The 19,631-nt window shown below is 71.4% G+C and carries 23 protein-coding genes; 14 read left to right on the top strand and 9 right to left on the bottom strand.

Features of this window, described 5'->3' with window-relative positions:
• Positions 1-39 precede the first annotated feature (39 nt).
• Positions 40-1,332 (top strand): DUF4142 domain-containing protein, encoded by a 1,293-nt coding sequence (locus tag MBA17_RS49130; RefSeq protein ID WP_274384779.1) that lies wholly within the window; start codon positions 40-42, stop codon positions 1,330-1,332.
• On the opposite strand, the gene MBA17_RS02330 is transcribed toward MBA17_RS49130, so the two are convergent.
• The 4 genes from MBA17_RS02330 to MBA17_RS02315 all read right to left on the bottom strand — a co-directional run bounded on the left by MBA17_RS02330 (position 1,325) and on the right by MBA17_RS02315 (position 3,628).
• Positions 1,325-2,086 carry a hypothetical protein gene (locus tag MBA17_RS02330; RefSeq protein ID WP_238494524.1) on the bottom strand — a complete coding sequence of 254 codons (762 nt, stop codon included), beginning with the start codon at positions 2,084-2,086 and terminating at the stop codon, positions 1,325-1,327. The two genes, MBA17_RS49130 and MBA17_RS02330, sit on opposite strands and share 8 nt — an antisense overlap.
• A gap of 66 nt (positions 2,087-2,152) precedes the next feature.
• Entirely contained in the window at positions 2,153-2,401 is a 249-nt protein-coding gene (locus MBA17_RS02325; RefSeq protein ID WP_238494523.1) for a hypothetical protein, read from the bottom strand.
• Positions 2,402-2,530: 129 nt separating this feature from the next.
• The gene (locus tag MBA17_RS02320; RefSeq protein ID WP_238494522.1) at positions 2,531-2,767 is read right to left on the bottom strand and encodes a DUF397 domain-containing protein; all 237 of its coding nucleotides are present in this window, start codon (positions 2,765-2,767) and stop codon (positions 2,531-2,533) included.
• The gene (locus MBA17_RS02315; RefSeq protein WP_455432692.1) at positions 2,768-3,628 is read right to left on the bottom strand and encodes a helix-turn-helix domain-containing protein; all 861 of its coding nucleotides are present in this window, start codon (positions 3,626-3,628) and stop codon (positions 2,768-2,770) included.
• A gap of 193 nt (positions 3,629-3,821) precedes the next feature.
• On the opposite strand from MBA17_RS02315, the gene MBA17_RS02310 reads away from it, so the two are divergent.
• Positions 3,822-4,364 (top strand): ATP-binding protein, encoded by a 543-nt coding sequence (locus MBA17_RS02310; RefSeq protein ID WP_238494521.1) that lies wholly within the window; start codon positions 3,822-3,824, stop codon positions 4,362-4,364.
• 368 nt (positions 4,365-4,732) lie between these two features.
• Entirely contained in the window at positions 4,733-7,138 is a 2,406-nt protein-coding gene (locus tag MBA17_RS02305; RefSeq protein WP_238494520.1) for a helicase-associated domain-containing protein, read from the top strand.
• A 13-nt stretch (positions 7,139-7,151) separates the two neighbouring features.
• Here the strand turns inward: MBA17_RS02305 and MBA17_RS02300 are convergent, their stop codons facing one another.
• Positions 7,152-8,165 (bottom strand): ABC transporter substrate-binding protein, encoded by a 1,014-nt coding sequence (locus tag MBA17_RS02300; RefSeq protein WP_238494519.1) that lies wholly within the window; start codon positions 8,163-8,165, stop codon positions 7,152-7,154.
• Between the two features lie 200 nt (positions 8,166-8,365).
• Between MBA17_RS02300 and MBA17_RS02295 the strand changes: the two genes are divergently transcribed.
• The 3 genes from MBA17_RS02295 to MBA17_RS02285 are packed head-to-tail and all read left to right on the top strand — an operon-like array spanning position 8,366 to position 11,123.
• Positions 8,366-9,310, top strand: a complete 945-nt coding sequence (locus MBA17_RS02295; RefSeq protein ID WP_238494518.1) for a FecCD family ABC transporter permease — start codon at positions 8,366-8,368, stop codon at positions 9,308-9,310.
• Positions 9,307-10,326, top strand: a complete 1,020-nt coding sequence (locus MBA17_RS02290; protein WP_238494517.1) for a FecCD family ABC transporter permease — start codon at positions 9,307-9,309, stop codon at positions 10,324-10,326. The genes MBA17_RS02295 and MBA17_RS02290 overlap by 4 nt, the downstream gene beginning before the upstream one ends.
• A complete protein-coding gene (locus MBA17_RS02285) occupies positions 10,323-11,123 on the top strand; it encodes an ABC transporter ATP-binding protein (protein ID WP_238494516.1) in 801 nt (266 codons plus the stop codon). Before MBA17_RS02290 ends, MBA17_RS02285 begins: the two co-directional genes overlap by 4 nt.
• Positions 11,124-11,151: 28 nt before the next feature.
• Here the strand turns inward: MBA17_RS02285 and MBA17_RS02280 are convergent, their stop codons facing one another.
• Entirely contained in the window at positions 11,152-11,790 is a 639-nt protein-coding gene (locus MBA17_RS02280; protein WP_238494515.1) for a DUF1349 domain-containing protein, read from the bottom strand.
• Between the two features lie 73 nt (positions 11,791-11,863).
• Between MBA17_RS02280 and MBA17_RS02275 the strand changes: the two genes are divergently transcribed.
• The 8 genes from MBA17_RS02275 to selD all read left to right on the top strand — a co-directional run bounded on the left by MBA17_RS02275 (position 11,864) and on the right by selD (position 16,822).
• The gene (locus tag MBA17_RS02275) at positions 11,864-12,184 is read left to right on the top strand and encodes a GroES family chaperonin (RefSeq protein ID WP_238494514.1); all 321 of its coding nucleotides are present in this window, start codon (positions 11,864-11,866) and stop codon (positions 12,182-12,184) included.
• A gap of 257 nt (positions 12,185-12,441) precedes the next feature.
• Positions 12,442-13,176, top strand: coding sequence for a hypothetical protein (locus MBA17_RS02270; protein ID WP_238494513.1), 735 nt, complete (start codon positions 12,442-12,444; stop codon positions 13,174-13,176).
• On the top strand, positions 13,173-13,685 hold the full coding sequence (locus MBA17_RS02265; RefSeq protein ID WP_238494512.1) for a hypothetical protein: 513 nt from the start codon (positions 13,173-13,175) through the stop codon (positions 13,683-13,685). Before MBA17_RS02270 ends, MBA17_RS02265 begins: the two co-directional genes overlap by 4 nt.
• Positions 13,675-14,241 (top strand): hypothetical protein, encoded by a 567-nt coding sequence (locus tag MBA17_RS02260; protein ID WP_238494511.1) that lies wholly within the window; start codon positions 13,675-13,677, stop codon positions 14,239-14,241. Before MBA17_RS02265 ends, MBA17_RS02260 begins: the two co-directional genes overlap by 11 nt.
• Positions 14,242-14,492: 251 nt before the next feature.
• On the top strand, positions 14,493-14,651 hold the full coding sequence (locus MBA17_RS02255; protein ID WP_238494510.1) for a hypothetical protein: 159 nt from the start codon (positions 14,493-14,495) through the stop codon (positions 14,649-14,651).
• 96 nt (positions 14,652-14,747) lie between these two features.
• On the top strand, positions 14,748-15,218 hold the full coding sequence (locus MBA17_RS02250) for a hypothetical protein (protein ID WP_238495050.1): 471 nt from the start codon (positions 14,748-14,750) through the stop codon (positions 15,216-15,218).
• A gap of 179 nt (positions 15,219-15,397) precedes the next feature.
• Entirely contained in the window at positions 15,398-15,706 is a 309-nt protein-coding gene (locus MBA17_RS02245) for a hypothetical protein (protein WP_238495049.1), read from the top strand.
• A gap of 126 nt (positions 15,707-15,832) precedes the next feature.
• Complete coding sequence (selD, locus tag MBA17_RS02240) at positions 15,833-16,822, top strand: selenide, water dikinase SelD (RefSeq protein ID WP_238494509.1); 990 nt, start codon at positions 15,833-15,835, stop codon at positions 16,820-16,822.
• A gap of 209 nt (positions 16,823-17,031) precedes the next feature.
• Here the strand turns inward: selD and MBA17_RS02235 are convergent, their stop codons facing one another.
• The 3 genes from MBA17_RS02235 to MBA17_RS49125 all read right to left on the bottom strand — a co-directional run bounded on the left by MBA17_RS02235 (position 17,032) and on the right by MBA17_RS49125 (position 19,613).
• A complete protein-coding gene (locus MBA17_RS02235) occupies positions 17,032-17,505 on the bottom strand; it encodes a DUF1203 domain-containing protein (RefSeq protein ID WP_238494508.1) in 474 nt (157 codons plus the stop codon).
• 73 nt (positions 17,506-17,578) lie between these two features.
• Complete coding sequence (locus MBA17_RS02230) at positions 17,579-19,402, bottom strand: glycoside hydrolase family 15 protein (RefSeq protein WP_238494507.1); 1,824 nt, start codon at positions 19,400-19,402, stop codon at positions 17,579-17,581.
• Between the two features lie 85 nt (positions 19,403-19,487).
• A complete protein-coding gene (locus MBA17_RS49125; protein WP_274384778.1) occupies positions 19,488-19,613 on the bottom strand; it encodes a hypothetical protein in 126 nt (41 codons plus the stop codon).
• Positions 19,614-19,631: the final 18 nt, after the last annotated feature.

Raw genomic sequence — 19,631 nt, 5'->3', positions numbered from 1 at the left:
TGAACCACCGAGGAGGAGACAGCCGTGCAACGAGGACGCATGCGAGTGGTCGCCGTGGCGATCGTGGCGACCGCCCTGACCGGAGCGTGCGGCATCGCGGATCCGGTGGCCACCGACCCGCAGCCGTTCGTCGCGCCGACCACCCGGGTCGAGGAGCCCCTGCCCGAGGGCTACACCCCGACCGCGTGGGGCCCGCTCAGCCCGGCCGACCGCGACTTCGTGACCAAGGTACGGCTGGCCGGCCTGTGGGAGATCCCGGTCGGCCGCCAGGTGGCCAAGCGTGGCGCGAGCGCCAGGACCAGGGACAACTTCCGGCACATCGCCGGCCAGCACGGCACCCTGGACACCGACGCGCGCAGCGTCGCCGCCAAGCTCCGCATCCCGCTCCCCGACGAACCGAACGAGCAGCAGCAGGAATGGATGGCGGAGATCGCGGGCAAGAAGGGGGCCGCCTTCGACCGGACCGCCGTGCTGCGGCTCAGGATGGCGCACGGCAAGATCTTCCCCGTCATCGCGCAGATCCGGGCGAGCACCAGGAACACCATGATGCGCGACTTCGCCGAGCGCACCGCCCAGTTCGTCAACGCGCACATGGACCTGCTGGAGGGCACCGGCCTCGCGAACGCCGCCACCCTGCCGCCGCCGCCCCAGGTCCCCTCCGCCCCGCTCCCCGTCCCCGCCGGCAGCCCCGCGCCCACCGCGCCCCCCGCCACCTCGCTCCCCGTCCCCGACGGCTCCCTGGCGGCCCCGCCGCCGCCGGAGTCCGGCCCGGACCTCGTCGAGACCCGATGGGGCCCGCTGAGCGCGGCGGACCGCGACTTCCTGGTCAAGGTACGGCTGGCCGGCCTGTGGGAGATCCCGGTCGGGCACCAGGTCTCGGAGCGCGCCACCCAGGCGCGGACGAAGGAGAACTTCGGCCACATCGCGGGCCAGCACGGCTCCCTGGACGCCGACGTGCGGGGCGTCGCCGCCAAGCTCCGCATCCCGCTCCCCGATCAGCCGAGCGAGCAGCAGCAGCAGTGGATCGACGAGATCTCCACCGAGCCCGCGGAGACCTACGGAGCGATCGCCGTCAAGCGGCTGCGGATGGCCCACGGCAAGATCTTCCCGGTGATCTTCGAGATCCGGGCCAGCACCAGGAACACCCTGGTCCGCGACTTCGCCGAGCGCGCCGCCAAGTTCGTCAACACGCACATGGACCTGCTGGAGGACACCGGTCTCGCGGACGCAGGCACCCTGCCCCCGCCGCCCCAGGTGACCGCCGCGCCGACCCCGTTGCCCGAGGACGAGCCGGCCCCCACGGCCCCGCCGGCGACCGCACTGATCAGCTAGCCGGGGCCAGCCGGCAACCGGGGAAGGGGGCGAGCAGGGTCTCCCGCCAGGGCCCCGCGAGATAGTCGCGGGCCCGTTCGCGCCAGGCGAGGAGGCGGTCGTCCGGTTCCACCTCGTCGTCGAGTCCGAGGGCGGCGTCGGCGGCGCGTTGCAGGGCGAGGTGGTCGTCGAGGGAGACGCCCCAGATCGTGACGACCTCGGTGTCGCAGAACAGCACCTCGTAGAGGCCGATCGCGCGGTGGCCGTGGTCCGCCAGGATCGCGGCGCGTTCCTCGCGGACGGCCGCGAGGTAGTCGAGGGCGGCGCCGGGCCGTACGGTCGCGCTCTCGAAGAGGTAGAAGGGGGCGGCGTAGCCCTCGGCGCAGATGTCGGCCAGGGCGGGGCTGCCGTGGACGGCGCCGAGCGGGCGGGAGAAGGCGGAGAAGCGCAGGTCGTCGATGTCGGAGAGGAACAGCCGCCCGTCGACGCCGTCGTAGATGTTCATCATCTGCCGCCAGCCGCCGTCCCAGCCGCCGTGGCAGTCCCAGAGGGTGACGGCCCTGAACTGGGGGTGCCCGGTGATGCCGACCGCGTAGAAGGCGCCGACCAGGTCGATCTCCCTGGATCGGATGGAGAGCCCTTCGGTGAACGAGGGGTTCTCCAGCGTCTCGTCCTCCTTCTTGTATCCCGTGAGCCAGGTGAGGTACTCCTGTGGCTTGCGGGAGTTCATCGGCCGGAAGTCGACCTCTTCGATCAGATAGACGCCTCGCCGCACGGGACATCCTCCTCGAACAAGCGGTTGCTTGGCAACACTAGTCGAGAAGGAGGTCGCGGGAAAGGCTCAGGCCGCGATGACGCCGGGCTGCGGCCCCCGCCCGGTCAGCCATTCCAGCACCTTGCGGTGACCGTGGCGGGCGTCCTCGAAATGTCCCCAGCGCCAGTAGCGCGGCTGCTCCCTCAGCCCCGTGACCCAGGTCCGATAGGAGACAGCCCGCGGCTCCTCCCCGACGGAGGCCACGCCGTACGTTCTGATCACGACACGGCCACCCGGCGCGAACAGCACATCGTCCGCCACCGGGAACAGGGTCATCTGGTCGAGCATGTCAAGCCCCCAAGAAACCGACGGTTACTGGGCCTGAATCTGCCGGACCGACAACACCACCCCGTTACGCACCCGGCGCACCCCGGTTAAGCGGGCGCGCCGGATGTTAAAACGGCGTTACACGAGCAGTGTGTCAAAGTCACCGTCTTTCACCCCGAGGACCAGCGCTCGCATCTCATCGCGGGTGTAGATCAGCGCGGGACCCTCGGGGAAACGCGAGTTGCGGACGGCGACGCTCCCGTCGGGGAGCTCGGCGAGCTCGACGCAGTTGCCGGTCGAGTTGCTCCGCCGGCTCTTCCGCCAGCTGACGTCGACCAGGTCATGGGCGGGCATGCCGTTGTAGGTGTGCTTCATCTATGTCTCTCTGAGAAGGTCGCCGAGGATCTCGGCGGTGCCCCCGGGCGTGGTGCTCTCCACGCACAGTTGTTCCATCGCCGTGAGGTAGGGATCGATATCCTCACGCTTGTCCAGGTAGAGGGCACCCCAGAGCTGCTCGACGTATACGACGTCCGACAGGTCGGACTCGGGAAACCGCAGGATGCTGAAGGCGCCCCCTTCAGCGGCGTGCATGCCGAATCTGAACGGCATCACCTGGATGGTGATGTTGGGCAGGGTGGCCACCTCCTGCAGGTGGTGAAGCTGCTCACGCATGATCGTCGGTCCACCGATGGGTCGCTTCAGCGCCGCCTCGTCGATGACGGCCCACAGGCGCAGGCCGTCCTTCTTGGTGAGGCGCTCCTGGCGCTGCATGCGCAGGTGCAAACGACTCTCGATCTTCTCCGGCGGCTCGTCGGGATAGCCGAGCTGGATCACGGTGCGCGCGTAGGCCGCCGTCTGCAGGAGGCCGGGAACGAACTGCACCTCGTAGGTGCGGATCACGTTCGCCGCCTCTTCCAGACCGATGAAGGTGGTGAACCAGTTCGGCAGGACATCGCCGTACTTGTGCCACCAACCCGGGGTGTTGGCCTCGCGGACCATCTCCAGCAGGCCGCGCCGTTCGGCGTCGTCGAGCACGCCGTAGAGGGTGAGCAGGTCTTCGACGTCACGGGTCTTGAACCCGACTCGGCCGAGCTCCATGCGACTGATCTTGGACTCGGAGGCGCGGATGTGAAATCCCGCCGACTCCCGGCTGAGTCCTTTGTCCTCACGCAAACGGCGCAGGCTTGCGCCGAGCATGATGCGCCGCACAGTGGAGCCGGTTCCGGGTGGATCCATCGACACGTGGCTGCTCCTTGGTCGTTTCCTTGTTTCACAGTCTGTCACTTCGCGGCCGAAAGATCATGGCCTGCGATTGAGATCCCCTTTGCTGCCGATTTGCCGGATCATAGGCAACGCTACCGGTTGTCATGTGCTTCTGCACGTGCATCCGCCCTTGCACCTGCAAGGTAGTTTGCACCATCATGATCCTGTGCAGTCCGCTCAAATCGGTCCCGTACGGGGCTCATTGACGACGATCGACTGGTGGCCACCTGTTGGCTGGTGGCCCGACTCGGCGCGTGATCTTCTGACCGGCCCTCCCGCCGGTCCAGAGGAAGCCGTTCCCGGCCTGACGGCGAGTGCCACGTTCGTACTGCCGCCTCGCGCGGAGTCCGTCCACACCTCGCGCAGCCTCGCCATCGGCACCCTCGACCGGTGGGGAATGGGAGAGCTGGGCGAGAACATGGAGCTGATCGTCTCCGAGCTGTCCACGAACGCGCTGCGCCACGGCCTTCGACTGGCGGCCACCCGCGCGCTGGAGCCGATCCGGCTCGCCCTGGTCCGCAGGGGGCGGCTGGTGACGTGCGCGATCACCGACCCGGGCTCGACGGGCCCCGTGCTGCGCTACCCCGGGCCGATGGAGCCGGGCGGACTCGGGCTGCACATCGTCGAATCGCTCAGCGCGCGCTGGGGCTGGGCCCCCCTCGCGCCCTACGGAAAGATCGTGTGGGCGGTTCTGGCGCCACAGCCATAACTCGATAAGCCATTTCCCAGGCGCCGTCCTTCCCCTCGTGTCGGCGCCGCCCCCCGGACGGCTCGGGGACGCCCCTCCCCACCCGCGTGGCGTCCCCGAGCCGACCGGCTCCTGCCTTTCCTTTCGCCCGCCCTGATCTTCACGGACCATTTGACGACCGGTCCCGGGAGGGCTCTCGCGGACGGCCGGCTGAACCGGTCAGCGGGGACGCCGTGCTCATACCGGTCCGCCTGGAAAATGCCGAAGTCGCGCCCATGCGACGTGTTCTATTGTGCTCCGCTCATCCCGCCGGGGATGTGATCTGCATTACCGTGGTTGCCTATGGCTCACGGTGAGTACCGCGCGAGACCCCCTGAGAGAGCTGAGAGATGGACGATCACCTGCTCGGCTGGTTGAGAATCCTCGACGAAGATCGCCTCGCCCGCATCCTGGCCAACCGGCCGGACGCGATCGCCGCTCCCTGGCCCCGGCGCCTGGACACCCTGGCGCAACGACTCGGCAACGGCTTCGCGGTGATGGACGCCCTCCGCACCCTGCCGCTGCCCTGCCTGGAGATCGCGCAGGCGTGCCTGGTGCTGGGCGACGACGCCAGGGCCGGCTCGCTGGCCCGGTTGCTCGGCGTGGGCGAGGACGAGGTCGTCCCCTGGCTCGACAGGCTGTTCGACCACGCGCTCGCCTGGCCCGACGACGAGGGCGTCATCCACCTCGCGGCCTCGGTGTCCCGCTGGTGGGCGGCGCCCTGCGGCCTCGGCGAGCCGCTCGCGCACTACCTCAACTCCTGGACCGTCAGCTCCGACGCGTTACGCGCCCTCGGCCGCAATCTCGGCCTGCCGCCGCACGGCCCCAAACGGCGTGTCATCAGCCGCGCCACCGAGATCCTCACCGACCCCGCCGCCGTGACCGAGCTGCTCGGCGACGCCCCCGAGGGCGCCCGGCCGCTGCTGGAGCAGTTCGCCTGGGACGGCCCCGTCCGCGACGTCGACGGCGACCGGTTCGTCTCCCCCGGTTCCCCGGAGAAATGGGCCGCCGACCACGGGCTGCTGTTCCGGCCGAGCTGGAACGTGGCGGAGATGCCCCGCGAGGTCGCGCTGGCCGTACGAGGTCCCGGCTATCATCCGCCGCTCACCGCCGGCCCGCCCGAGCTGGCCACGCTGCCCGTCGATCCCGAAGAGGTCGACCATCTGATGGCGCTGGCCGCGCCGCACGTCGTGGAGCGCTGCGCCGCGCTGCTGGAGAACACCGCCAAGAACCCGTTGCCCCTGCTCAAGAGCGGCGGGGTCGGCGTGCGCGAGGTGCGCAGGGTGGCCAAGGAGACCGGCTGCGACGAGGACGAGACCCGGCTGCTGCTGGAGATCTGCGCCGTGGCCAGGCTGCTGGCCTGGGACGAGCCGGCCGGCGGCCTGGTGCCCACCGACCGGTTCGACCACTGGCGGCTCGACGACGGCGCGGCCAGGCTCAGGGTGCTGCTAGCCGCCTGGTGGCGGATGGAGCGATCGTCGCTGCGCCGCGTCGACGGGAAGTACATCACCGTGCTCGGCGACGACCCCGCGGGGCCGTCCATCGCGCGGATCCGCAGGTCGGTGCTCGGGGTGCTGGCGCACCTGCCCGACGCGACGGCCTACGCCGACCGCGACGGGCTCGTCGGGCACGTGCACTGGCACGCGCCGCTGCTCGACCGGGAACTGCTCGCCGAGGTCACGCCCGCGGCGCTTGAGGAGGCGGTGCTGCTCGGGCTCATCGCGCACAACGCGATCACCGACCTGGGGCGGGCCCTGGCCGCCCTCGACCACGTCGCGGGCCACGAGAACGACGACACGGCGCCCGCCGTCGAGCATGACCCCGTGCTGGTCGAGTGCTCCACCCGGGCCCTGGCGAGCGTGCGGCGCAGCGCGCTGTTCGGCGCCGACCTGACCGCCGTGGTGACCGGGCCGCCGTCCACCGAGCTGGCCGAACTGCTCGACCGCGCCGCCGACCGCGAGTCACGCGGCGCGGCCTCCGCCTCGGTCTGGCGTTTCAGCCAGTCGAGCGTACGGCGGGCGCTGGACGCCGGGCACACCCCTGACGAGCTGCTCGACGACCTCGCCAAGGTCGGCACGGTCCCCCAGCCGCTCAGTTACCTCGTCCACGACGTGGCCAGGCGGCATGGCGAGGTCACGGTCAGCACCGTGGCGTGCATCGTCCAGGCGTCCGACCCGGCCCTGCTCGCCGAGATCGCCGTCCATCGCCGCCTGGGCCGCCTCGGCCTGCGGCTGCTCGCCCCGACCGTGCTGGCCAGCGCCGCCCCCGCCGACAAGACCTTGGCCGCGCTCCGCGAGAACGGCTACGCCCCGGTGCCGATCGAGGACACCGGCGAGATCACCATCCGCCGGGCGAAGATCGAGGAACCGCAGGGCGGCCGGCTCATCCTGCTCCCCGGCGGCCGGGTCGCCGAGCTGGAGCCCTCGCCGTACCCGCTGGCCGAGCCGCCGCCCGATCCCCGCGAGCACGCCCAGCGGCTGCTCGCCACCCGTGACACGCACAACCGCCAGGGTGGCCGCACCTGGGCGATCATCGGGCGGATGGCCACCCGGCTGCCCACCGCCCAGCAGTCGCTGCTCGGCTTCGTCGTCGATCGCGGCGTCCGCGCGGCCGTCACCCTCACCGACGGGCTCACCGCGACCATCAGCCACGGCGAGCTGCGCGGCGGCCACCTCGACGCCTGGTGCGAGGAGGCCGGCGACTACCTGGAGTTCCCGCTGGCCGAGATCGTCGAGGTCCGCGGCACCCACGTCTGATCCGCCCCGGCCGTCACACGACCCCGGGCGTCGCCTTGGTGAGGTTGGCGAGCAGTTCCTCCAGGACTCCCGCGTGCCCCAGGTAGCTGAAGCGCTCCTCCGCCCGCCACGGATACACCTGGCCGGCCTTGACCGCGGGAAGATCGGCGAACGTGGGCTTCTTCTTCATGTCGGCGAGGGTCATCGACTGCGCCCGGTCGTCGTAGAGGATCACGTCGGCGGGGTACATGTCGGCGTTCTCCCAGCTGAGCGTCTGAAAGAAGCCACCCTCGTCGGGCTTGTCGGGGACCACGACGTCGATCCCGAGCTCGCGCATGTAGGAGACCCCCGCGTGCTCCTTGGGGTTCACCACCCACATCGAATCCGGCCCACCGGCCATGACCAGCACCTTCATGCCCTTCTTCGCCGCCTCGGGCAGTCGATCGGCGGCGGTCTCGAAACGGGCCTTCGCGTCGGTCACGGCGGGAGCGCCGAGGTCGGCCCCGAGGGCGGCGGAGAGCTCGGCGTACTTCTCGATCACCTTGACCAGCGGAACGCCCGACACCTGGACTCCCACCGTGGGCGCCATCGCCTCGATGGTGTCCTTGGACTTCTCGGGCACGAACCAGAGCTCGTCCTTGACGTACATCCCGCTGACCAGCAGTTCGGGCTGGAGTGTGGCGTACTTCTCGACGTTGAACTCATCCCAGACGTTGCCCAGGGACTCCACCTTGGTGATGTCCACCTGGCCGGCCTGCGGGTCGCGCCCGCCGTCCTTCAGCTTGTGCGGGCCGAAGACCGCGATGGGCCGCACGCCGAAGTCCCACAGCGCGGCGGCCGCGCCGGACTGCGCCACGATCCGGGCGGGGCGCTGCGGCAGCGACAGCTTCTTGCCGCGGTCGTCGGTGAAGGTCCACGCACCGCCTGACGGGGACGAGCCGGCGGTGGGAGCGGCCGATCCCTCACCGCACGCGGCGAGGGCGAACAGGGCGGTTCCCCCGGCCATCGCGGCCAGGAATCCCCTGCGTGGCAGGTCGGAACTGCTCATGACGCCTCCATGAGGTTAGGCTAACCTTCTTTTATCAGCCATGAGGTTAGCCTTACCTGACTCACACCGGAAAGGAGGGTCCCCTGTCCACCACCGACCTCACGGCCACCTCCAGCCCTCCCGCCGAGCGGCCGCGCAGACCCCGCCTCGGCGCCGCCCGCCGTAGCGCCGGGCTGGTCGCCGGCCTGTTCCTGCTCGTCGTGGTCGCCGTGCTCAGCATCGCCGCCGGAGCCAGGTCGATGCCGCTGTCCACGGTCGTGGACGCCCTCTTCGCGCCCACCGGGATCAGCGACCACGTGGTGATCCGCGAGCTCAGGCTGCCGCGCACGCTGCTCGGCCTCGGCGTCGGCGCCGCCCTCGGGCTGGCCGGCGCGCTGATGCAGAGCCTGACCCGCAACCCGCTGGCCGACCCGGCCCTGCTCGGCATCAGCGAGGGCGCCGTCTTCGGTGTGGTGATCGCGCTCGGCATCCTGGGCATCACCGATCCCGCCCTGTACGTCTGGTTCGCCTTCGCCGGGGCCGCCGTCGCCTTCGCCGCCGTCCACGCGCTGGGCTCCGCCGGCCGTACCGGCACCAGCCCGGTACGGCTGGCGCTGGCCGGTATCGCGCTCGGCGCGGTGCTGACGGCCGCCTCCTCGGCGGTGCTCAGGCTCGACACGCAGACCTATGACCGGATGCGCTTCTGGATGACCGGGTCGCTGGCCGGCCAGACCGCCGACGTCGTCGTCCGGCTGGTGCCCTTCATGGTGGCGGGCATCGTGCTCGGGCTCTGCCTGGCCGGGCCGCTCAACGCGCTGGCGCTCGGCGAGGACGCGAGCCGGGCCCTGGGCGCGAACATCGGGCGGACCCGCGTGCTGGCCGCCGTCGCGATCACGCTGCTGTGCGGCGCGGCCACCGCGGCCGCCGGGCCCATCTGGTTCGTCGGCCTGGCGGTGCCGCACGCCGTACGCGCGGTCGTGGGGCCCGACCAGCGCTGGGTGCTGCCGTTCTCCGCACTGCTCGCCCCGATCCTGCTGCTCGGCTCCGACATCGTGGGCAGATTGATCGGCAGCCCGGGAGAGGTCCAGGTGGGCATCGTCTGCGCGGTGATCGGCGGCCCCGTCTTCATCGCCATGGTCCGCCGCAGGAGGCTCGCCGCGCTATGACCCCCATCACCTCCCTGCGGACGGGCAACCTGTCGATCCGGCTCTCCCCGCGCGGGCTGCTGGTCAGCGCCGGACTGATCGTCACGGCCGTCGCCGGAGGGCTGCTGGCGATCAGCACGGGCGACTTCCCGGTGCCGATCCCCGATGTGATCGCGGCCCTGACCGGCCAGGGCAACCCGGCCGCGCGGATCATCGTGGCCGACATCCGCGCGCCGCGGGTGTTGACCGCGCTCCTGGTCGGAGCCGCCTTCGGCGTGAGCGGCGCGCTGTTCCAGAGCCTGACGCGGAACCCGCTCGGCAGTCCCGACTTCCTCGGCTTCACCTCCGGCGCGGCCACCGGCGGCATCCTCGCCACGATCACCGGCGGCACCGCCTGGATGATCGCGGGAAGCGCCCTGCTCGGCAGCCTGGGCGCGGCCGTCTCCGTCTATCTGCTCGCCTTCAGACGCGGCTCCCAGGGGTACCGGCTGGTGCTCGTCGGGATCGGCGTCAGCGCCATTCTGGTCTCCGTCAACTCCTACCTGCTGACCAGGGCGAACATCAACGACGCGGCGACCGCCGCCGCCTGGCTCACCGGCAGCCTCTCCGGCCGAGGCTGGGACCACGCGCTGCCCGTGGCCCTGGCGCTGGCCGTGCTCATGCCGTTGTGCGCGCCGCTGTCCCGGCCCATGCGAATGATCGAGATGGGCGACGAGGCGGCCGTCGCGATGGGGATCCCCGTGGAGCGGGTGCGCCTGGCGGCGATGGCCGTCGGGGTGGCGCTGTGCGGGGTGGCGACCGCGGCGGCCGGGCCCGTCGCGTTCGTGGCACTGACCGCCCCGCAGATCGCCCGCCGCCTCACCCACTCCCCGGGCGTCACCCTGGTGACCTCCGGGTTGATGGGCGCGGTGATCCTGGTCCTCGCCGACCTCGCCGCCCAGCGGTTGTTCGGCGCCATCCAGTTCCCCGTCGGGGTGCTGACGGCCGCGCTCGGCGGCGCCTACCTCGCTCTGCTGCTCAGGAAGGAACGACGTTGACCGCACGCCTGCACGGCACCGGCCTCACCCTCGGCTACAACGAACGGGTGATCGCCTCCGACCTGGAGATCACCGTTCCCGACCGGTCGTTCACCGTGATCATCGGCCCGAACGCGTGCGGCAAGTCCACCACGCTGCGCGCCCTCGCCAGGATGATGAAGCCGCGCTCGGGCGCGGTGTACCTCGACGGCTCCGTGATCACCTCGCTGCCGTCGAAGGAGGTCGCCCGGCGGCTAGGCCTGCTGCCGCAGAGTTCGATCGTGCCCGACGGCATCACGGTGGCCGACCTGGTCTCCCGCGGCAGATACCCGCACCAGCGGCTGATGCGGCAGTGGTCGCGGCAGGACGAGGCGGCCGTGGCCGCCGCGATGGCCGCCACCGACGTCACCGACCTGGCCGAACGGGCCGTCGACGAGCTGTCCGGCGGACAGCGGCAGCGCGTGTGGCTGGCCATGGTGCTCGCCCAGGAGACCTCGATCCTGCTCCTCGACGAGCCGACCACCTTCCTGGACATCGCCCACCAGATCGAGGTCCTCGACCTCTGCGCCGACCTGCACGAGCAGGGCAGGACCCTGGTCGCCGTGCTGCACGACCTCAACCAGGCGTGCCGCTACGCCACCCACCTCATCGTCATGCGCGACGGCCGGATCGTCGCGGAGGGCGACCCCACGGAGATCGTCACCGCCCGGCTCGTCGCCGACGTCTTCGACCTCCGTTGTGAGATCGTCGAGGACCCGCAGAGCGGCACCCCGTTGATCGTCCCCCACTGCCGCCGCCGCGCCCGCACCGCCGCCTGAGACAGCTCGTACGCCGGAGCCACCCGGTTCAGTCGCCGGGCTCCGCCAGGTCCAGCCGGGTGAACCGGACCGGGAACCCCTTGCCCACCGGGGCCGCGCACATCGCACCGGCCAGCGCGGGGACGCCGGGCGGGAAGTAGGCCAGGCGCAGCATCTCGGCGGGCTCCGCGTCGTCCAGGCCGTACCGCACGGTCACCGTGTCGCCCTCGCGCAGCAGCTCGAAGGTGACGCGCCCGGCGCCGACCGGCGCGGGGGACACCGACCAGTCGGACATCTCCCGGGTGACCACCGTGCTGAGCTGGAGCGCGCCGTCGACGAACTCGGCGCCCGCCTTGATCCAGTTCTTCTCGTCGATCCGCAGGATGGCCCCGGCCTGGTCGTACTGCTCGGCGTAGTCGCCGTCGAACGTCACGGTGAGCCGGAGGTCTCCAGGCAGTTCCCTGCCGTACATGTGGGCGGTGTCATAGATGTAGCCGTAGTGCGTGGTCCGCCACAGATCGGTCTGCCCGTCGCTGACCACGCGCAGATCGTCCGCACCCGCCGTCCACTCGCTCGGCTCGTTCACCCATCGCCAGCCGTCCGCACCCGAAGCGCTGATCGTCATCCGCCCATCCTGCCAAGAGACGGCTCCGCGCCGGTAGACCCCGGCGGCCCGTTCACGTTCCATGCCCGTCCCCCTCCGGCCGTCCATGTCCCCGGATGCCGGCCGGAGGGAGTCGGGGAGTGCATAAACTCTCGTTGTGGCTGACCCCAAGTTCGAGATCCAGATGCTGCACGACCGCGTGATGATCAAGGTGGAGCACGAGACGGAGGAGCGGCGCAGCACCGCCGGCATCGTCATCCCCGCCACCGTGAAGATGGCCAACCGGCTCGTGTGGGGCGAGGTGTGCGGCGTCGGCGGCAACGCGCGCGCGGTCAAGGTCGGCGACAAGGTGCTGTTCAACCCCGAGGAGCAGTACGAGGTCGAGGTGCACGGCCAGCTCTACCTGGTCATGCGCGAACGCGATCTGCACGCCGTGGCCACCCAGCAGACCGACCACGGGACCGGCCTCTACCTGTGATCCGGCATGGCGAACGCGTCCGGCCCCGGTCCTTCGTCGGCCGTAGCCTCACTGCGGACGAACGGACCGCCGCGTCGGCCGGGGCCGCTCTCGCCTTCCATCGCCGCCGCATCCAGGACCGCACCTGCTGAGCGTCCGTCCCATGGCCTGACCTGCGCCAATCCTTTACCAGACGGCCGTGTCCAACGGCGCTGACGAGGCGATCGACCTTTTAGGCTGACTCGGGCCATGATCCCCAGTCGATCCGGGTTGGACGCATGATTCAGACCGAGCGCATCTCCGCCGACGGGGCGCGGGTGCGGATAAACCTGCCGGAGGAGGCGGGCGCGGTGGCGTGGCACGGCCATACCCGGCTCGCCGGGCAGGGACCTGCACGCAACTACAGCATCGCGCCCGCCGGAAGGCACCGGGCGATCCCCACGAAGATCTTCCCCGGAGGCAGCGGGAAGACCTACCGCCGGATGGGGTTCGACCTGATCCTCTACGAGGCCGCCGACCGCTCCAACAGCTGTCTCATCTGGGCCGGCCCGTACAACGAGGCGACCACCTGGTTCGGCGGCCCCGTGCCCAAACCGGCCGTGCTCAACAGCCTCGTGACGTCGGTGACGTTCACCGACTCCGCGGATGGCGCCCAGCTGACCCCGCGCAATCCGGTGGGCGTCCAGCAGTACGGCACGGTGGTCCTGGGCATCGGTCACGAGTTCCTCCTCATGGCCAAGGACGCGCGAGCCGGCCGCGACGCCCTGCCGAACTGGCAGGGCGCGGTCATCGGCAACTCGGAGGTCTGGAAGGAACGCCTGGACCTCGACCCGAAGCAACGCGACGCGCTCGCCGGCACCCCACTCGAATGGCGCTACATCTACGCGAGCCCCACCAGCATCTTCACCATCGCCTTCCCGCAACGGCTCGACTCCGCGGAGTTCTGGAACAAGAAGGAACGTGACCGCGTCACCGCCGTGATGGCAGGGCTGAAAGTCGAATGGGATTCATGAACCTCTCCGTCTCCGTCTCGCTGCTCGCCGTACTCGTATCGGGCTTCGCCGTGCTGGCCATCGGCGCCGTCTACGCCCGGTTGCGCAAACTGGAGCACACAGCGCTGAACCCGTCGAGCGCCCGGCTGGAAGATCTCGCCCGTCAGGTGCCGCCCGCGCTGTGGCCGGGCCCCGGCCAGTCCCACTCGCTGATCCTCCTGATGGACGGCACCTGCTCGACCTGCCACACCCTGTGGGAGGCCGCCCCCGATCTCGCCGGTATCCGGGTGATCGGGCTGCTCCCCGACGAGCGGACCGCCTCCCGGTTCGGCGGCGGGACCACGCTGGCCGACCCCGACCTGTGGCGGAACCTGTACGAGGGCTACACGCCGTGCGTCTACGTGGTCGACACGGCGGGCACGGTCGCCGACCGCCGTTACGTCTACGGGGACACCGACGTCCCCGCCCTGCTGGCCGAGGTCCTGCGGCTACCGGTCACCGCGGCCCAAGGAGGCACCCGTGTTCACTGACACCATTCCCACGATGGACGCCCCGCCGCTCGGGGCCGTCCCGAGCCGGGTGCGCACCGTGATCGGCGACAGCCCGGTCGCCCGCCGTACGCTGCTGAAAGGGCTCGTGGTCTCGGCGGTCGCGGCGACGCTCGTGCCGTTCGACTGGGTGTTCTCCAGGCGCGCGGCCCGCGCCGACGGCCCCACCTCCGAGTGGACGGCCCCCAACTGCCGGGACGCGTACTCCGAGGGCTACACCGAGATGCGGGCGAACTGGGGACCGGGCCCCGCCGTCTGCTACGGCGGCTGGCGCGTCGGCGACTACCCGTGCAACGAGGACCAACGGCATTTCGAGGGCTCGCGGAGCTCCAGCGACGGTGAGGAGATGTTCAGCGCCTACCGCATCGACTCCGCGTGCGGCGAGACCTCCACCCGGAACGCCTGGCGCTGGTCCAACGCCGGGAACACCTACCGCTGCTCGGACGCGGTCACCACCGTGACCTGGACGGACGGGAGCGAATACACCGACATCACCATCGCGATGTGCCGCCTGGGAACATCACGCCGCACTCCGTGAGCAGCGCCCGTCCCACGACCACCACACGTTGCGGGCATCACCGCACCACCCACGACCACCACACGCACACACCATGAGCATCGCCTCACCACCGCCCATGACCACCACCCCGGGCACGAGCATCTCCTCACCACCGCCCATGAACCGCACACCATGAGCATCGCCTCACCACCGCCCATGACCACCACACCGCGCACCACGAGCATCGCCCCGCCGATCGTCCTCGGCGTGGCCGTCACGACAGCCAGCCCATGATCACTACCTTGCCCCGGCTCGCCCTGCATCCCGTGAGCGTCGCCCTGCCGATCGTCCTCGGCGTGGCCGTGCTCGCCGCCGCGTCCGCCCCCGCCCTCGCCCTGTTCCTGTGGGCCGGGCTCAACGCCGGATACGCCAACTCGGGCAGCACTTGAAGCCACAACTCGGCGTTCCTGCTGAGCGCGTCGGTCTGGCGCGGTTCCGGTGCCCTGGCCTGCTTCGGCGCGGGGCTGCTGCTGGGTGCGTGGACCGTGACGGCCGTCGCCGCCGTGGCGGGCGGCGTCGTCCAGTCCCTGCTCCCCGCCCCGCTGCGGCTGGCGGTCCTCGGTCTGCTGGCGGCGGCCGTACTGCTCCGTGAGGCGGGGCTGATCTCGCTGCCCGTCCCGGAGAACCGGCGGCTCGTCCCCGAGCACGTGCTCAACCGGGGACGGCTGGCGGGCGGCATCCAGTTCGGCTTCGAGATGGGGACGGGGATGCGCACCTACTCCCCCTCCGCCCTGCCCCACCTGGTGCTGGCCGCGCTGGTGCTGGCCGTACCGCTGCCCGGGGCGCTGGCGGCGGGCACCGGTTTCGCGGCGGCGCGCTGGATCATGGCCGCGGTCAGCATGGCCCACAGCGACGACGGGAGCTGGACCACCCTGTGGCACGCCAACCAACGCTTCCTGGCCCTCGCCACCGCCACCGCCACCGCGACCGCCCTCACCCTGGCCCTCCTCCCATGACCCCCCACCCCCTCCCCTTCCGGTCTCCCCCTCCCCCGGCCACACCTGCGCTCCGCCCACCCGACCCAGCTCTCCCCACGCCACCCGCTCCGCCGGACATCCCGCGCCGCGCTGCCTCTCACCACCGGCCCTCCGGCCCTTGCCCGGCCCCGCGTGGTACTTCGACGGCCAGGCTTGTGGTGGTCTACGACAGCTCGTGTGGCGGTTGCTCGTCGATCGCCGAACGGCTGGCCGGGCTGCTGGCCGTACCCGTCATCGTCAGGTCGTGCCGGGATCCGCACCTGGCCGGGGAGTTCCCCGTGCTGTCGGGTGCGACCCCGTGCGCCAAGCCGCTCGCCGTCGCGGTCGACGGCACCGGCGCGACGGAACTGCTGTACGGCATGCGGTTGCTGTGGCGGGGGGCCGCCCTGGTCGCACCGGGACGCCGGACGGCCGCGCTGCCGTTCGCCGCGCGAATCCTGTGGCAGAAACTCGTCCGCCGCCCGTGACGACCGACCGGCCGGGCCCACCCGATGCCCGCGCCCGCCCACCCGCCGGACTCACCGACGCGCAGCACCGCCCACCGGCCGTCCAATGCTCGTGACGATCTGTTCGCCGCGGGTTACAGTCTGGGCATGCGACGGCTGACGCACTACGCGCAGGGCGGCGGATGCGCCTGCAAGATCCCGGCGGGCGAGTTGGAGGGCGTGCTGGCCGGCCTCGGCGTCACCGTCCCCGTCGACCCGCACGGCGAACTGCTGGTGGGGCTGGAGACGGGCGACGACGCGGCGGTCGTACGGCTGGGCGACGGGCAGGCGATCGTCAGCACCGCCGACTTCTTCACCCCCGTCGTCGACGACCCCTACGACTGGGGCCGGATCGCCGCCGCCAACGCCCTCTCCGACGTCTACGCGATGGGCGGCGCCCCGATCGTCGCGCTCAACCTGCTGTGCTGGCCACGTGAGGACCTGCCGTACGAGGTCGCGGCGGAGGTGCTGCGCGGCGGCGCGGCGGTGACCCGGCAGGCCGGCTGCCACCTGGCGGGCGGGCACAGCGTGCACGGCCCCGAACCGGTGTACGGCATGGCCGTCACCGGCACCGCCGACCCGGCGCGGCTGATGCGCAACGACGCCGGCCGGGCCGGGCTGCCGCTGTCGCTGTCCAAACCGATCGGCTCGGGCGTGCTGAACAACCGGCACAAGACGACGGGCGAGATCTTCCCTCAGGCGATCGAGACCATGACCCGCCTCAACGCCGACGCCTCCCGCGCCGCCCTCGCGGCCGGTGTGCGCTGCGCCACCGACGTCACCGGTTTCGGACTGCTCGGCCACCTCTACAAGCTCGCCCGCGCCTCCGGGGTGACGGCGGTGCTCGACGCCTCGGCCGTACCGTTCATCGAGGGGGCCCGCGACTCCGCCGGCAAGGGCTACGTACCGGGCGGCTCCCGCCGCAACCTCGGCTGGGTGGCCCCGCACACCGATCCCGGCGACACCGACGAGGAGACCCTCCTCCTCCTCGCCGACGCCCAGACCTCGGGCGGCCTCCTGCTCGCCGGCGAGATCCCCGGCGCCCCGGTGATCGGCGAACTGGTCACCCGCCGATCCCACACCCTCGAAATCCGCTGACCCCGGCCCCCGCACACGACCAACTGCCCCGGACCGGGACTCCCGCGAACCCCAAGCGACCACCGGTCGGACCGCGCGGTGGTGGGTGTGGTCAGCATGCCGTACTCGTCGCGGCCCGCGAACCCACGCGGCCACCGGCTGGACCGCGCCGAGAACAGCGACGGCGACGGCCTCCGCGGACGGGTCCGCGCCGTGGGGCACACCCGCTCTCAGCCGCGCCGTACCTCGAACTGGAAACAGCCGAACTCGATCGCGCGCACGTGCACCACCGCCACCTCCTCGTCCTCGAACGCCTCCTTCAGCGCCACCTCGGGGTCGGCCCCCTCAGCCAGATAGCGGCCCCCCAGGATGTGGCCGTCGGCGGCGTACGCACGGAGCATCCGGTGGCTGGTGTGCGCCCCGGGCCAGCCGGGCTCCGCCCCCGGGCAGCCGGTCAGGTGAACGAAGATCGGCCCCTGCTCGTCGTACGCGCCCGGGTCCACCCGCGTCTCCGCCGCCCAGCGCCGCAACGGCGCATAGGTCACCAGCGCGATCCGCTCCCCGGGACGTGCCTTGCCCAGGCAGCAACGCAGCGGACTGCCCCCCTCGTCATCGACGACCATCTGCGGCGGCCGCCCAGCGTCGTCCATCGTCAGCAGCGACCCCACCACGTCGGGCTCGATGGCCCGGATGTCATGACTCATAGGCCGATCCTCGGCCGGACGGCTCCCGAGCACCGGCGGTCATCGGACCTCACACACCACCCAGGCGGTGCCGTCACGCCCGGGGTGACGCTTCGGCCTCGGCGATCGCCCAGGCGGCGTTGACCAGGCCGATGTGGCTGAACGCCTGGGGAACGTTGCCGAGCGACTCGCCGGTCACCGGATCGACCTCCTCGGCGAGCAGGCCGACGTCGTTGACGAAGCGGGCGGCTCGTGCGAAGACGACGCGGGCCCGTCCGAGCTGACCGGACATGGCCAGCGCCTGCGCGAGCCAGAAGGTGCACAGCAGGAAGGCGCCCTCCTCGCCGGCCAAGCCGTCGACGCCGCTCCGGTAACGGCGGACCAGGCCGTGCCCGTCGGTGAGCCGATCGGCGACGGCGTCGATCGTGGCCAGCACCCTGGGGTCGTCGGCGGGCAGGAACCCGACGATCGGCATCATCAAGGCGGACGCGTCGATCTCCGCGGACCCGAAGTACTGGGTGAAGGCGCCGACCGTGTCGTTCCAGCCGTCGCGGAGCACGGTCTCCCGGATCTCCTCCCGCGCCGCCTTCCACTCGGCGACCCTGCCGTCGGCGTCCAGACGGGCAGCCATGGCGATGCCGCGGTCGAGCGCGACCCAGCACATGACCTTGGAGTGCACGAAGTGCCTGCGCCGTCCCGGCACCTCCCAGATGCCGTGGTCGGTCTCCCCCCAGCGCAGCACGGCGGTGTCGACGAGGGCGACGAGGAAGTCGCGCAGGTCCGGGTCGAGGTAGGTGAGCTGGCCGGACAGGCGATGGGCCGCGCCGAGCAGCTCGCCGTACACATCCAGTTGCCGCTGGTTCCACGCGCCGTTGCCCACCCGCACCGGACGGCTGTCCCGCCATCCCGCCAGATGCGGCAGCACCCGTTCGGTGAGATCGTGCTCGCCGCCGACGCCGAACATGATCTGCAGCGACTCCCCGCGCGCCATGGAACTGGCCGCCGCAGTGGTCATGAAGGCGAAGAAGCGGTCGGCCTCGTCGGGGCAGGCCGCCACCCACAGCGCCTCCATGGTGAAGCTGGCGTCGCGCACCCAGGAGAAACGGTAGTCCCAGTTGCGTATCCCCCCGATCCCCTCGGGCAACGACGTGGTGGCGGCCGCGACGATGGCGCCGCTGGGCTGGTAGGTGAGCGCCTGCAGCACCAGCCCGCTGTGGTGGACCAGCTCACGCCATGGCCCCTCGTAGTTCTGGTGCAGCGCCGACCACGACCGCCAGGCGTCCACGGTGGCGGCCAGCAGCGCGGCGATCTCGTCCTGCGTCCAGACCCGCGCGGGCAGCGCTTCCAGCGTCGAGCGGTGCAGAGCGAAGCCGACGGCTTCTCCCGCCCTCAGCGTCGTACGGCAGTGCGCGCCGCAGTTGTCCAGCGTCATCGGGACGGGCGTGGACAGCACCAGCCACTCGGCTCCGCCACGCGCGGTGACGCCGCCCTCCACCTCCGACAGCAGGGGCATGACGATGCCGTACTCGGGCCGCGGGACATACTCGACGTCGACGTCGACCTCGCCGTCCGTGCAGGTCAGCGAGCGGAGCAGCAGGTGCGGGGCGCCCTCGCCGAGCCGGTGACCCGAGTTCCCCAGCCCCATGGCCAGCGCCTCGGTCAGCAGCACGGTGCCCGTCGCCGTCCGGAAGGTCGTTTCCAGCACCAGCGTGTGGTCGAGGTAGCGCCGGGAGGTCTCCCCGTCGGCCGCCGGGCGGATCGACCAGTGCCCCGCACCGTCGTCGAGCAGCCGGCCGAAGATCGACGGACTGTCGAACCGGGGAAAGCACAACCAGTCCACCGAGCCGCCGGAGGTGACGAGCGCGGCGGAGTGGCAGTCGGACAGCAGGGCGTGATCTGCGATCGGAGTGCTGCTCATAGGGACCCCGTATGCCTCCGCTCAGCGTGCGCCGTCACGTGTGTCCGTCCCCCATCAACTGCCTCTCACACCTGATCCCCGCTGGTCAGAAGGGTAGGGAGCCGCACGGCGTTCGGTGCTTGTCGAAGTGGACGGCGACGCGCGAGCAGCCGGTGGTGGCGAGCCGGTCGAGCAGGCGCAGGAAGGCGTCCGCCGGGCGCGGCGGCCTCAACGCTCCCCGAACACCGCG

Origin of the sequence: Dolomitihabitans soli (assembly GCF_022213955.1) — a bacterium.
GTDB classification, from domain to species: Bacteria; Actinomycetota; Actinomycetes; order Streptosporangiales; family Streptosporangiaceae; genus Streptosporangium_A; species Streptosporangium_A soli.
Note: the sequence above shows the minus strand (reverse complement) of the source record. Positions and strands in the feature narration are given on the sequence as shown.